At 75.2% G+C, this 12,507-nt stretch carries 11 protein-coding genes; 8 read left to right on the forward strand and 3 right to left on the reverse strand.

The annotated features are described in order from the left end of the window. Positions 1-1,581, reverse strand: a complete 1,581-nt coding sequence (locus ACN20G_RS25525) for an MFS transporter (RefSeq protein ID WP_424215151.1) — start codon at positions 1,579-1,581, stop codon at positions 1-3. Positions 1,582-1,836: 255 nt separating this feature from the next. Here ACN20G_RS25525 and ACN20G_RS25530 point away from each other — a divergent pair, with 255 nt between their 5' ends. From ACN20G_RS25530 to ACN20G_RS25550, 5 genes are all read left to right on the forward strand, one after another. Next, positions 1,837-2,970: a GNAT family N-acetyltransferase gene (locus ACN20G_RS25530; RefSeq protein WP_424215152.1), complete on the forward strand. Its 1,134-nt coding sequence runs from the start codon at positions 1,837-1,839 to the stop codon at positions 2,968-2,970. 93 nt (positions 2,971-3,063) lie between these two features. Beyond that, positions 3,064-4,275, forward strand: a complete 1,212-nt coding sequence (locus ACN20G_RS25535; protein WP_424215153.1) for an RNA ligase — start codon at positions 3,064-3,066, stop codon at positions 4,273-4,275. A 5-nt stretch (positions 4,276-4,280) separates the two neighbouring features. Then, on the forward strand, positions 4,281-5,210 hold the full coding sequence (locus tag ACN20G_RS25540; protein WP_424215154.1) for an AAA family ATPase: 930 nt from the start codon (positions 4,281-4,283) through the stop codon (positions 5,208-5,210). 89 nt (positions 5,211-5,299) lie between these two features. Then, positions 5,300-6,877: a hypothetical protein gene (locus ACN20G_RS25545; RefSeq protein WP_424215155.1), complete on the forward strand. Its 1,578-nt coding sequence runs from the start codon at positions 5,300-5,302 to the stop codon at positions 6,875-6,877. Between the two features lie 272 nt (positions 6,878-7,149). Beyond that, positions 7,150-7,737 carry a TMEM165/GDT1 family protein gene (locus ACN20G_RS25550; RefSeq protein WP_424215156.1) on the forward strand — a complete coding sequence of 196 codons (588 nt, stop codon included), beginning with the start codon at positions 7,150-7,152 and terminating at the stop codon, positions 7,735-7,737. A 26-nt stretch (positions 7,738-7,763) separates the two neighbouring features. Here the strand turns inward: ACN20G_RS25550 and ACN20G_RS25555 are convergent, their stop codons facing one another. Together ACN20G_RS25555 and ACN20G_RS25560 are read right to left on the reverse strand one after the other, a co-directional pair. Next, a complete protein-coding gene (locus ACN20G_RS25555; RefSeq protein ID WP_424215157.1) occupies positions 7,764-8,084 on the reverse strand; it encodes a hypothetical protein in 321 nt (106 codons plus the stop codon). Between the two features lie 23 nt (positions 8,085-8,107). Further along, positions 8,108-9,448: an STM4012 family radical SAM protein gene (locus tag ACN20G_RS25560; protein WP_424215158.1), complete on the reverse strand. Its 1,341-nt coding sequence runs from the start codon at positions 9,446-9,448 to the stop codon at positions 8,108-8,110. A 317-nt stretch (positions 9,449-9,765) separates the two neighbouring features. Between ACN20G_RS25560 and ACN20G_RS25565 the strand changes: the two genes are divergently transcribed. Genes ACN20G_RS25565 through ACN20G_RS25575 form a run of 3 tightly spaced genes read left to right on the forward strand, consistent with a single transcriptional unit; the run spans position 9,766 to position 12,490 of the window. Further along, complete coding sequence (locus ACN20G_RS25565; RefSeq protein WP_424215159.1) at positions 9,766-9,993, forward strand: FeoA family protein; 228 nt, start codon at positions 9,766-9,768, stop codon at positions 9,991-9,993. Continuing rightward, complete coding sequence (gene feoB / locus ACN20G_RS25570) at positions 9,990-12,167, forward strand: ferrous iron transporter B (RefSeq protein ID WP_424215160.1); 2,178 nt, start codon at positions 9,990-9,992, stop codon at positions 12,165-12,167. Before ACN20G_RS25565 ends, feoB begins: the two co-directional genes overlap by 4 nt. After that, complete coding sequence (locus tag ACN20G_RS25575) at positions 12,164-12,490, forward strand: hypothetical protein (RefSeq protein ID WP_424215161.1); 327 nt, start codon at positions 12,164-12,166, stop codon at positions 12,488-12,490. Before feoB ends, ACN20G_RS25575 begins: the two co-directional genes overlap by 4 nt. The last annotated feature ends 17 nt before the right edge of the window (positions 12,491-12,507 follow it).

The following is a 12,507-nucleotide window of genomic DNA, read 5'->3' on the forward strand; positions in this document are numbered from 1 at the left end:
TCAGGGGCGGGGGACGGTCCCGGTCTCCGGGGCGCCGACCGCCTCGGACGCGAGCGGCACCGCCGTGACCGCCGGTGCGGGCAACGGAGTCGGACGCGGGCCGCCCGAGGCGCGCAGCCGGTGGTCCGTGACGGCCCGCTGCCGGGGGATGAACGCGGCGCACAGGATGCCGCCGAGCACGGCCGCGCCCGCGATCAGGAACGACAGGCGGAACCCGTACCGGGTGGGGACGTCCACCCCGCCGAAGTTCGTCGCGGTGTTCGCCAGCACGATGCCGATCACCGCGCTCGACACCGAGGTGCCCACCGAACGCATCAGCGCGTTCAGGCCGTTCGCCGCGCCCGTCTCCGACGGGTCCACCGCCGCGATGATCAGGGCGGGCAGCGAGGAGTACGCCAGGCCGATGCCGGCGCCCACGATCACCGAGACGAGCACGGTCTGCCACGCGGCGCTCATCAGGCCGATCCCGACCCCGTAGCCGATCCCGATCACGACCATGCCGACGAGCAGGGTGGTGCGCGGGCCGTACCGGGCCGACATCCGGGCGTACACGGGGGCCGTCAGCATCATCGTCACGCCCAACGGGGCCACGCACAGGCCGGCCACGACCATCGACACCCCGAGCCCCTGGCCGGTGGCCACGGGGAGTTGGAGCAACTGGGGCAGGACCAGCGAGACCGCGTAGAAGGCCACGCCGATCATCACCGAGGCCAGGTTGGTCAGCAGCACCTCGCGCCGGGCCGTGGTCCGCAGGTCCACCAGCGGGGCCGGGACGCGCAGTTCGTACCAGCCCCAGCCGAGCAGCACCAGCAGCCCGGCCCCGAACAGGCCGAGGGTCTGCGCGGAGGCCCAGCCCCAGGCCGCGCCCTTGGTGACGGGGACCAGCAGCAGGACCAGACCGAGGGAGAGGCCGAAGGCGCCGGGCAGGTCGAAGCGGCCCGGCGCGCGCAGCGGCGACTCGGGCACCACCAGCGGGGTCAGCACCATGGCGACCAGGCCCAGTCCGGCCGAGAGCAGGAACAGGGCGTGCCAGTCGGCGTGTTGGGCGATCAGCGCCGCGAGTGGCAGGGCCAGGCCGCCGCCCACGCCGATGGAGGAGCTCATGAGGGCCATCGCGGAGGGCAGCCGGTCGGCGGGCAGCGCGTCGCGCATCAGGCCGATGCCGAGCGGGATGACGCCCATCGCGAAGCCCTGGAGGACCCGTCCGACGAGCATCACCGGCAGGTCGTCGGTGACCGCGCAGATCAGCGAGCCCACGATCATCACCGCGAGGCTCGCCAGCAGCATCCGCCGCTTGCCGCGCAGGTCGCCGAGGCGCCCCATGATCGGGGTGGACACGGCGCCGGCCAGCAGGGTCGCGGTCATCACCCAGGTCGCGTCGGCGGGGGAGGCGTTCAGCAGGGCGGGCAGGTCCTTGATCACCGGCACGAGCAGGGTCTGCATGACGGCGACCACGATCCCGGCGAAGGCCAGGACCGTCACGATCCGCCGCCCGGCCGCCGGTGGGGCGACCCGCGCGGCGGAGCCGGGTATGGGGGGACGGTCCTCGGGACGGGCGCGGTCCGGGGACGGCTGGCTCATCGGTGGGGCTCCTCGGGGTGGTGGGCCGCTCGGGTGGGGCGGGCGGCCGGCCGGGTCGGTCGCCGCACGGGATACGTGCATTGTGCAATCTTCTGTCGGGGCCGGCTATTTCCGATCCGGGGCACCGGAGGCAATCTTGACCGTTTCATGGGGAGCGCCAGAGGTGAAGCGGCGTGAACCGGGGGCGCTTCGCACCGATGGGGCCGGAGGGAAAGCGGTCGCGGACCTCCCGGCCGGACGCCTAGGCTCCGCGCCATGACGATCACCAACACCCCCGTCCCCGTCGGCGCGCCGACCGCCGCCCACGTGGCCGAGACCGTGGCGGTCACCGCCGCCGCCCTGCGGGCCGTGTCCCACGAGGACTGGAAGCGCCCGGCGGCGGGCCTGGAATGGAGCTGCCACGACACCGCCGAACACCTCGCGAGCGACTACGCCGCCTACGCCGGCCAGCTCACCGGCCGGGCCCGGGACGGCTACGTCCCCTTCGAGGTGACCGCCGAACCCGACACCGACCCCGAGGGCCTGATCCGCAACCTGGAGGCCACCGGCGGACTGCTGGAGGCGGTCGTGGCCCACACCGACCCGACCGTGCGCGCCTGGCACCCCTACGGGTTCGCCGGCCCCGACGGGTTCGCGGCCATGGGCATCGTCGAGGCCCTGCTCCACACCTACGACATCCACCTCGCCCTGACCGGCACCACCTGGCGACCCCCGGCCCACCTGCCGGCCCTCGCCCTCGACCGCCTCTTTCCGCACCGCCCCGCCGACGCGGAGGCCGCCGCCGACCCCTGGGCCGCGCTGCTGCGCGCCACCGGCCGCGGCGCCGACCCGGCCGTGACCCCCGGCCCGCAGACCTGGCGCTGGTACTCCGACCCGATCCGGGGCGAACGCGTCCTGCTCTGCGAGGCCGCCCCGAAGATCGCCGCCGACCTCGCCCAAGGCGGGGCCGGCGGATTCGTGTGGGCCGAGGAAGGCCCCGGCGAGGGCACCCGCAGGGCCGCCGGGATGCTCGTGGCCGCCGCCGAGAAGGAGCTGTGGCAGCCCGGCTGGGGCCTGTACGTCGTGGTCCGCGCCGAGGACCGGACCGCCGTCGGCGGCGTGGGCTTCCACGGCTCCCCGGACCCGGAGGGCGTCGTGGAGATCGGCTACGACCTGCTGCCGACCGCGCGCGGCGCCGGCCTCGCCACCGACGCGGTCCGCGCCCTCACCGCGTGGACCCTCGCCCGCCCCGGCCTGCGCGCCGTCACGGCCCGGGTCGACGCCGACAACGCCCCGTCACGCGCCGTCCTGCTCCGGGCCGACTACGCCCGCGACGAGAGCGGCGACGCGCCCGACGGGACCCTCGGCTTCCGCCGCACCGCCGACACCGCCGCACACCCCGCCGGCTGACCCCCCGCCAGGCCGCCCGACCCGGGAAAACCGCTGGTCGAAAACGTGTTCGGGCGGCCACAATGGCGGGGTCACCGAATGGGAGGACCACCGATGAGCCAGGCGTCCCTGACTCTGCACGACCTGATGCCCCGCGAGGAACTGGCCGAGGCGCTGAGCGCCGGCCACATCACCCGGCGGGCACACCCCACGCTGCCGCTGTCCCTGTACAGCTACACCCGCGGCGCCCAGTACGAACAGCTCTGGAACGCGGCCACCACCCGCTGCCGGGGCCTGGTCGTCGAGGACGCGAGCGAGCGCGTCGTGGCCCTCCCCCTGCCCAAGTTCTTCAACGTCTCCGAGCACGAGTCCGGCCGCCCCTACGCCGCCGCCCTGCCCGAGGAACCCTTCGAGATCCAGGAGAAGGTCGACGGCAGCCTCGCCGTGGTCTTCCACTACGACGGACGCTGGCACGCCGCCTCCAAGGGCTCCTTCACCAGCACCCAGGCGACCTGGGCCGGCCGGCACCTGCGCCGCGCGGACACCACCCGGCTCGTGCCCGGCGTCACCTACCTCGCCGAGATCCTCTACCCCGAGAACCGCATCGTCGTGAACTACGGCGAGCGCCGCGACCTCGTGCTGCTCGCCGCCCTGCGCCTCGACGGCACCGAACTGCCGCTGTCCGAGGCCGCCGAGCACTGGACCGGCGTCGGCTCCGCGGTCACCGTGCACCCGCCGATGCCGCTGTCGGACCTGGTCAAGCTCACCGAGACCAACACCCACCCCGACGGGACCGGGGCCACCGGCACCGACGCCGAGGGCTACGTCCTGCGCTACGCCTCCGGCCTGCGGGTCAAGGCGAAGATCGCCGAGTACGTGCGCCTGCACAAGACCCTCACCGGGGTCACCGTCCGCGACATCTGGCGCGCCCACGGCATCGAACGCTTCGCCCACCTCCCCGAGGGACGGGTGGCGCAGAACCTGGGCTGCCCCCTCTCCGAGGTCCGCGCACACGGGGGCCGGCCGCTGCGGGCCCTCCTCGGCGGAGTGCCCGACGAGTACGACGCGTGGGTGCGCGGGGTCGTCGAGGGCGTCGACGCCGCGTTCGCCGACCGGATCGCCGCCGCCGAGGCCGCCCACGCGGGCCTGGCCCACCTGGCCGGGGACCGGGGCGCGTTCGCCCGCGAGGCCGCCCGCACCGTCGCCGACCGCGAGGTACGGGCCTGGACCTTCCTGCTCCTCGACGGCAAGGACATCTCCCTGCCCGTCTACCGGGCCGTCCGCCCCACCGCACTCGACCCCTTCAGCACCGACGAGGAGAACTGATCCCCGTGCCCGTCGTCCACGTCATGACCGGTCTGCCCGCCTCGGGCAAGACCACCGCCGCCCGCGCCCTCCAGGCCGAGGGCGGCGGTCGGGTCCGTCGCGTCAACCTCGACGACCTGCGCGCGATGCTCGACCCGCGACCCGGCGAGCCGGGCGCGGCCGAGGAGCGCTCCCACGCCCACGAACAGACCGTGCTCGCCGTGCAGGACGCGGCCGTGCGCGCGGCCGTCGAGGACGGCTTCGACGTGGTCGTCGACAACACCCACCTCACCCGGTACATCCCCGGCCGGCTCAAGGCGGCCGTCGTCGGCCTCGACGTCACCTTCGTCGTGCACGACTTCACCGACGTGCCCGTCGAGGAGTGCGTACGGCGCGACGCGGCCCGCGAGGCCCCGGTCGGCGAGGCGATCATCCGGATCCTGGCCGACAAGCACGCCAAGGCCCGCAAGGGCGGGTGGCGACTGACCGCCGACTGGCTCGGCGACCGGCCGGCCGGCGGCGCGTACACCCCCGGGCCCGGCCTGCCCTCGGCCGTCCTGTGCGACATCGACGGCACCCTCGCCCTCAACGTGGACCGCAACCCCTACGACTTCTCCCGCTGCGACGGCGACGCGCTCAACACCCCCGTCCGCGAGGCCCTGGACGCGTTCCGGCAGGCGCACGGCGACAAGGTCGTGCTGCTGTCCGGCCGCAGCGAGGACCACCGGGAGATCACCGAGGCATGGCTGGAGCGCCACGGGGTCGCCCACGACGAACTGTGGATGCGGGCGAGCGGCGACGGCCGCTCCGACGACATCGTCAAGGCGGAACTCTTCGACCGGCACATCCGCGAACGCTTCGCCGTCCGCGTCTCCCTCGACGACCGCGACCGCGTGGTCGCCCTGTGGCGCCGCATGGGCCTGCCCACCTGGCAGGTCAACTACGGCAACTTCTGAGCCCGTCGCGTCGCGTGTCGGGGCGATCGCCTAGGGTCGAGGCCGGGTGCGCGGAGGGGCGGGCTCGGTCACGGACGGGGGTGTCGGGAATGGGCGGCGGACGGATCACGCGGACGCGGGCGGAGCGGGCGCGGGACGCGGTGGCGGGGCTCCTCGCCCTCGCCGAACGGGACCCGGACGGGGTGGTGTTGCTGCCCGGTCACGACGACGAGCTGTTGGACACCTGGCCCGGCACGGTGCCGGAGGCGGTGCGGATCGTGTTGCGGGCCTGCGGCGGACTGCGGGCCGGGCGCGTGGACCTGGCCTTCGGACCCCGTCGCCGTTCCGACGGCCGGTTGCTCGCGCCCTCCTTCGCCCACGGGTACTGCGCGCTCGGCGAGCCCTGGGGCGAGGAGGGCCGGCTGTTGGTCGGCGTCGGGGAACCCGGCGATCCGCGCCCGGACTGGGGGCCCGTGCTCACCGTCCGTCCCTACGAGGACGGTGAGGTGATCGTGGAGGCCCCCGAGTTCGTGGGCTGGCTCGCGGACCTCGTGGACCGGCTGACGGAGGACCCCAAGGCCCCCGTCCGGGCCGTCCCGTACGCCGACCTGCCGCCGGGCCCGCCGGCCCGTTCCGCCGTGGCCGTCGCGGAGGGCGAGGACGGGGCGGACGCCGAGCTGCGCGCCCTGGTGGGGCGCGGGGACCAGCTCGTCGACGTGGTCGACCTGCGGGCCGCGACCGCCCACCCGTGCCGGACCCCGTGGGAGCCCTACCAGTCCACCGAGTACGACACCGCCGACACCGGGGCGAGCGAGGTGCACCTGACGCTCGCGGGGGAGGGGCGGGCCCTGTTGTTGCGCAGCGAGGTCAGCGGGGACTACCTCGGCCGCCCCGTCCGCCGGCACCGGCTGCCCGCCGACGCGGCCGTCCGCGCCGTCGCCGAACTGACCGCGCTGGCGGCCGAGCGTCCGGCCCTGGTGTCCTTGGAGCCGGGTCTGGACGCGGCCGAACTCGCGGCCGTCGAGGCCGTCGTGGGCCCCTTGCCGGAGGAGGTCGCCGGGTTGCTGCGGGCGTTGGGCGGGTTCACCGCGAGCGGCCTGCCGCCCTTCCGTTTCCGTGCCGGTGTTCCCGAGCACGCCGTGGACCCCGAGGTGTGTCGCATGATGGGCGGCGAGGGCGGCCACTGGCCGATCGCCCGCGTCGACTACGGCCGTTACCACGCCCTGGCCCAGGTCCGGGTGGACCCCGACACCGGGGCCTGGGGCCCGGTGGTGTCCCTGCCGACGGGCCCCCGTGAACTGTCCGAGTTCCCCGAGCTGGTGTTCCTCGGCGCCTGCCTGCCGGAACTGCTGCTCACCCTGGCCCGGGTGCTGCGGGAGGCTGCGGAGAGCGACCCGGACGCGCCCGGTCGGCGGGTGGCCCGTGAGACCGGCTGGCTGTTCCCCAACACGGGCGAGCCCTGGCCCCGCCCCGTGCCCCTGTCCGAGTGGGCCGGGTCCGAGGATCCGGAGCGGGCCGCGTTGGCCGCCGCCCTGCCGCCCGGCACGCACGCCGCCGACCTCTCCGAGGCCCCCGTCCCCGCCGACCTGTGCTTCCACCGGGCCGCGGACTGGCCCTGGGGGCCGCGGCTGGACCGGATCGGATTCGCGGCCGGCGGCCGGATCGCGTACGCCGTGCCCCGGGGGTGAGGACCCGCACGCCCGAGCGGGCGGTTATGCTGGGACACAGCGAAGGGGAGTAGTCCCGAAACACCGCTGGTCGACACACTGGCCGTCCTCGGACGTCCCGGCCACCGGGCCTTGCGCGCCGCTCGCGGCGCGCTCGGCGGACGAGACCTTCGGCCAGGCATCACCCGTGCCCGCACGCCCGTGCGGGTACGTCGACGTGCCGTGGCCGAGTGGTCCTCCCGGCGTCGTCCGTCCGAGCCCGCTCGCCGCGGCGCCCAGCGGAAAGCACGGACATGACCCTCGACCCCTTGGCGATCCTGACCGCCTTCGGGCTGATCTTCCTCGCCGAACTGCCCGACAAGACGATGTTCGCCTCGTTGGCGATGGGCACCCGGATGCGCCCGCTGTACGTCTGGTTCGGCACCTCCACGGCCTTCCTCGTGCACGTCGGCATCGCCGTCGGCGCGGGCGGCCTGCTCGGCATGCTGCCCGCCCTCGCCGTGCAGCTCGTCTCCGCCGCCCTCTTCCTCTTCGGCGCCTGGGTGCTGCTGCGCTCCGGCGGCGACGACGAGGACGAGGACGGGAACCCGGCCAAGACCGTCACCGGCTTCTGGCCGGTCTACACCACCGCCTTCATGGCCGTGTTCATCAGCGAGTGGGGCGACCTCACCCAGATCACCACCGCGAACCTCGCCGCTTCCAACGGCATCCTGTCCACGGCGATCGGCTCCGCCGCCGCCCTGATGTCCGTCTCCGCCCTGGCGCTGCTCGCCGGCCGGTTCATCGCCAAGCGGGTCCCGCTGCGGACCGTGCAGCGGATCGGCGGCCTGTGCATGATCGGCCTCGCCGTGTGGACCCTGATCGAGGCATTCCTGGGCTGACCCGAAGCGCGGACCGGGGTCGGGGCTCAGCCCCGGGCCCGGTTCTCGCGCCCCGCGAGCTGGCCCTGCACGAAGGGGTCCACGTCCGGGTCGTAGGGGCCCCGGTGCGTGGTCAGGGTCTCCACGATCCGCTCCCACTCCTCGACCACCGGCGCGGGGTCCTCCCGGGCCCGGGCCTGCTCCAGGGCCTCCTCGGCCCGCTCGTGGTCCAGGCCCCGGGCCGTCGCCCTGACCCGGTCCACCTGGGCGTGCTCGGCGGGGCCGGGGGCCTCCAACGCGGCCTCCTGCTCCACCGCGGCCTCGGGGGCCTCGTCCGCCCCCGACGCCTCCGTGCTCGATCCGGTCATGGGATCCCGCCCTTTCGGTCGACTCAGCCGCCCGTATACCCCGCCATGGCCTCCCGCACCGCCGGCGAGAACAGCGCGGGCCCGACGGCGTCCGAATGGGCCAGACCCTCCGCCGACAGCCGCAGCCTCCCGTCCTCCTCCGGCGCCAGCCAGCCCCGGGCCGCGAACCCGGCCAGCTCGGTCGGGAAGTGCTCCCGGGGATCCGCCCCGAACCGCTCCCGGTATTCGCCCGGCGGCATCCCGGCGGCCTGGAGCAGCGACTGGAGCAGGTGCCGGCGCCGCGCCTCGTCCGGGGTGGTCCAGCGGCCGTGCTCCGCCCGCCCGAACCGCTCCCGCGAGCGGCCCGTCCACTCGTCGAGGATGGCCCGGACCCGGCGGGTGTCCACCGCCCAGTCCGCGCTGTGGTGCAGCGCCGAGGTGTACGACCGCGCCCCGCAGCCCAGGCCCACCATGCCGTCCGTCTGGCAGGCCGTGTCCGAGGGCAGGCCCGCGTCCGAGCCCGGCCGCCGGAACATCCGCATCGACACCTGCTCGTACCCCGCCGCCAGCAGGTGGTCCCGGCCCTGCCGGTAGCGCTCCAGCCGCTCGGCGTCCCACGCCGGGTCCGCGTCCACCCCGTCCCGCCGCCCCAGTCCCGTGCGCGGCCGCACGTACAGCGGGTACAGGTACAGCTCCTCCGGCTCCCAGGCCAGCGCCGCGTCCAGCGAGTACCGCCACGTGGCCGGGGTCTGGCCCGGGATGCCGTAGATCAGGTCCACGTTGAGCAGCGGGATCGAGGTCTCGCGGACCAGCGCCAGTGCCCGCTCCACCGTCTCCCGCTTCTGCGGGCGCACCGCCGTCCAGGTCTCGGACTCCACGAAGCTCTGCACCCCCAGGCTCAGCCGGGTCGTGCCCCGCTCGGCCAGCACCCGCAGGCGCTCGGCGTCCACGGTCGGCGGGGACGCCTCCACCGACAGCGGCACCGCCCGCAGGTCCGCGCCCATCCGCAGCTCCGCGATGTCGCACAGCCGGGTCAGTTCGGCCGGGGTGAGGAAGGTGGGGGTGCCGCCGCCGAAGGCAGCCGCCGCGAACCGGACCTCGGTGCCGTCCGCGTCCAGGGCCTCGCGCACCGCCTCCGCCTGCCGCTCCAAGGCGTCGAGATAGGCCGTCACCAACTCCGGCCGGGCCCCGATCCGGGTGAACAGGTTGCAGAATCCGCAGCGCACCTCGCAGAACGGGACGTGCGCGTACAGCGACAGCGCCCGCTTGTCCTCCCCGCTCCACAGATCGGCCAGGGCGGGCCGCTCGGGCAGCGGACGGTAGGCGGTCTTGTGCGGGTACGCGTACACGTACTGCTCGTACGGGGACGGGGTGGACGGGGACACGGGACTCCCTGGGGCCGGGCGGACGGAGTCCGTCCGCTGTCCCGACGGACCGGCACCCACCCCTGGGAACTCACGGGGGCGAGCCTACGCGCCCGGGGGAGGCCCCGGCACATCCCCGCGATCCGCCCGCGGGCACGGAAATCGGCCGAACGGGGGAGGCACGCGACCGGCAGGGGGCGAAGGGCCCGCGCCGGCCTGCCGAAGGGCACGCACAGAGCGGGACGTTGAGCGCGTTGCGGTCCGCCCAGGCCAACTTAGGCTTGCCTTGCCAACGGAGAATCGCAGCCGTTCTCACGAGCAGAAACGAAGGTGTGCCGGTGCCGTCGCTCAACGACAGCAGCCCAGGAACGACCGTCCGACTGATCGGGATCGCCCCGGGCGGCCCCGAGAACTCCCGCAGACGATTGCGGGAGTTCGGGTTCGTGCCCGGCGCCGACCTCACCGTGGTCACGCGCGGCGCCACCGGCGGGGTCCTGGTCGGCATCGGAGCCACCCGGGTCGCCCTCGACGCCGACACCGCCGAACGCATGCGGTGCGCCCGGTGAGCGCCTGCCACACCGCCGAGGGCGAGGGCTCCGTCGCGAGCCTGGAACGCGCCGCCGGACGCGCGCTGATCGCCCTCGTCGGCAACCCCAACGTCGGCAAGTCCACCCTCTTCAACGCGCTCACCGGCGGACACCAGCGGGTCGGCAACTGGCCGGGCAAGACCGTCGCCGTCGCCCGGGGCACCTGGCGTACCGACGAGGGCGCCGGCCGCGAACTCGTGGACCTGCCCGGCACCTACAGCCTCGTGCCCGACTCCCCGGACGAGGCCCTCGTGCGCGACGTGCTCACGGCCCCGCCCGAAACCCGCCCCGACCTGGTGCTGTTCGCCCTCGACGCGACGAACCCGGCCCGCAACCTGCACCTGCTCAGCCAGGTCCGGGACACCGGCCTGCCCGTGGTCGTCGCCCTCACCATGAGCGACCTCGCCGCCAAACGCGGCGGCGGGCCCGCGCCCGAACGGCTCGCCGCCGAACTCGGCCTGCCCGTCGTGCCCGTCGAAGGCCGCGGCCGCCGGGGACTCGACGCCCTCGACGCGACCGTCGCCCGCGCCCTCGCCGCCCCGGGCCCCGAAGCCGCTCCCGAGGACGGCCCCGACTGGGCGGCCGGAGCCCTCGCCCGGGCCCTGGCCGAACTGGCCGCCGAGGCCCGCGCCGCACTGCCCGCGCGCCCCCCGTGCTGGACGGCCGTCACCCTGCTCACCGGGGGTCGGGTCCCCGGCGCCCCCGAGGCCCTGACGCGGCGGGCCCGGGAACTCGGCACGGCCCTCCTCGCCGCCGAGACCGCCACGCCCACCGGCGCGGCCGAGGCCGACCCCGGGCTCGACCCCGCGCTCGACCCCGACGTGGACCTCGACCTGCTCGTCGCCGAGGCCCGGTTCGCCTGGGCCCACCGCGTGGCCCGCGCCGCCGACCCCGCAGCCGGCCCCGCCCGCCCCACCCGCACCGACCGCGTGGACCGGCTGCTGCTCTCCAAGGGCTTCGGCATCCCGTTCTTCCTCGCCGTCATGTGGGCCGTGTTCCAGGCCACCACCACCCTCGCCAAACCCCTCCAGGACGGCCTCGGCGACCTGGTCTCCGGCCCCGTCACCGACGCCGCGCACGGCCTGCTGAGCGCCGTGCACGCCCCCGCCTGGCTCACCGGGCTCCTCGTCGACGGGCTGATCGCGGGCGTGGGCCAACTGCTGACCTTCGTCCCCCTGATGGTCATCATGTTCGCCCTCCTCGCCCTGCTGGAGGACTCCGGCTACTTCGCCCGCGCCGCCTTCCTCGCCGACCGCGTGATGCGCGCCCTGCGCCTGCCCGGCCGCGCCTTCCTCCCCCTCGTGGTCGGCTTCGGCTGCAACGTCCCCGCCTTCGCCACCACCCGCATCCTGCCCCGCCGCGGCCACCGGCTGCTGGTCGGCATGCTCATCCCGTACATGAGCTGCACCGCCCGCCTCGCCGTCTACGCCATGATCGCCGGCGTGTTCTTCGGCCGGGCCTCCGGCACCGTCGTCTTCGGCCTGTACCTGGGCTCGGTGCTGCTCGTCGTCGGCATGGGGCTGATCCTGCGGCCCCTGCTCTTCAAGAACATGGAACGCGACCCGCTGGTCCTGGAACTGCCGCCCTACCGGCTGCCCACCCCGCGCGTGGTCGGCACCCAGGTCCTCCAGCGGGTCCTGGCCTTCCTGCGCACCGCCGGCGGGATCATCGTGGCCACCGCCGCCGGCATCTGGCTGCTGATGTCCGTGCCCGCCGCGACCGGCGCGGGCGGCTTCGGGCAGGTGGACGTGGAACACAGCGTGTTCGGCCGCGCCACCCAGGCCGTCGCCCCCGCCTTCGGCCCGGCCGGCTTCGGGGACTGGCACGCCACCGCCGCCCTCGGCACCGGCCTGATCGCGAAGGAGGGCGTCATCTCCACCCTCGCCCAGACCCACGCGGCCGACGAGGACGACACCCAGGCCCTCGGCACCGCCCTGAAGGCATCGTTCTCCGAGTCCTCCGGCGGCCACCCCGAGGCCGCGGCCCTCGCCTTCCTCGTGTTCATCCTCGCCTACACCCCCTGCATGGCGGCGCTGGCCGCGCAGCGCGGCGAGATCGGCACCCGGCTCACCGCCATCGGCTTCGTCGTCCAACTCGCCGCCGCCTGGCTCCTGGCCACCGGCGTCTTCCAACTCGCGCGGCTGCTGTGGTGACCGGTCGCGCCCTGCGCGCCTTCCCCCGCGCCCTCGCCGAGACCGAGCCCGGCGCCGGGCTCGCCGGGGTCGCCGAACGCCTCGGCATCGCCCTCGCCGAGGCCGAGGAGATGGCCGACTGGTGGGTGCGCCGGGGCCGGATCGCCCGCACCGACCTGTCCGTCACGGACTGCGCGGGCTGCGTCGCCGCCTGCCCGGTCCCCGCCGCCAAGGCGACCAACGCCGGCTGCGCGGCCGGCCCGGCCCGGCCCGGACTCACCGCGCTGACCCTGGTCCCGCCCCCGTCCGCCCCTCGCACGGACGAGGGCGTCGCCGCCGCCTGAACCGCGCGCTGTCGCCC

Origin of the sequence: Streptomyces dryopteridis, assembly GCF_049606955.1 — a bacterium.
GTDB lineage: Bacteria > Actinomycetota > Actinomycetes > Streptomycetales > Streptomycetaceae > Streptomyces.

Excerpts from the sequence above, each read along its gene's own strand:
- ACN20G_RS25555 (WP_424215157.1), bottom strand. The coding sequence starts at position 8,084 with ATGACCGGATCGAGCACGGAGGCGTCGGGGGCGGACGAGGCCCCCGAG.
- ACN20G_RS25545 (WP_424215155.1), top strand. The coding sequence starts at position 5,300 with ATGGGCGGCGGACGGATCACGCGGACGCGGGCGGAGCGGGCGCGGGAC.
- ACN20G_RS25525 (WP_424215151.1), bottom strand. The coding sequence starts at position 1,581 with ATGAGCCAGCCGTCCCCGGACCGCGCCCGTCCCGAGGACCGTCCCCCC.
- ACN20G_RS25530 (WP_424215152.1), top strand. The coding sequence starts at position 1,837 with ATGACGATCACCAACACCCCCGTCCCCGTCGGCGCGCCGACCGCCGCC.
- ACN20G_RS25535 (WP_424215153.1), top strand. The coding sequence starts at position 3,064 with ATGAGCCAGGCGTCCCTGACTCTGCACGACCTGATGCCCCGCGAGGAA.
- ACN20G_RS25550 (WP_424215156.1), top strand. The coding sequence starts at position 7,150 with ATGACCCTCGACCCCTTGGCGATCCTGACCGCCTTCGGGCTGATCTTC.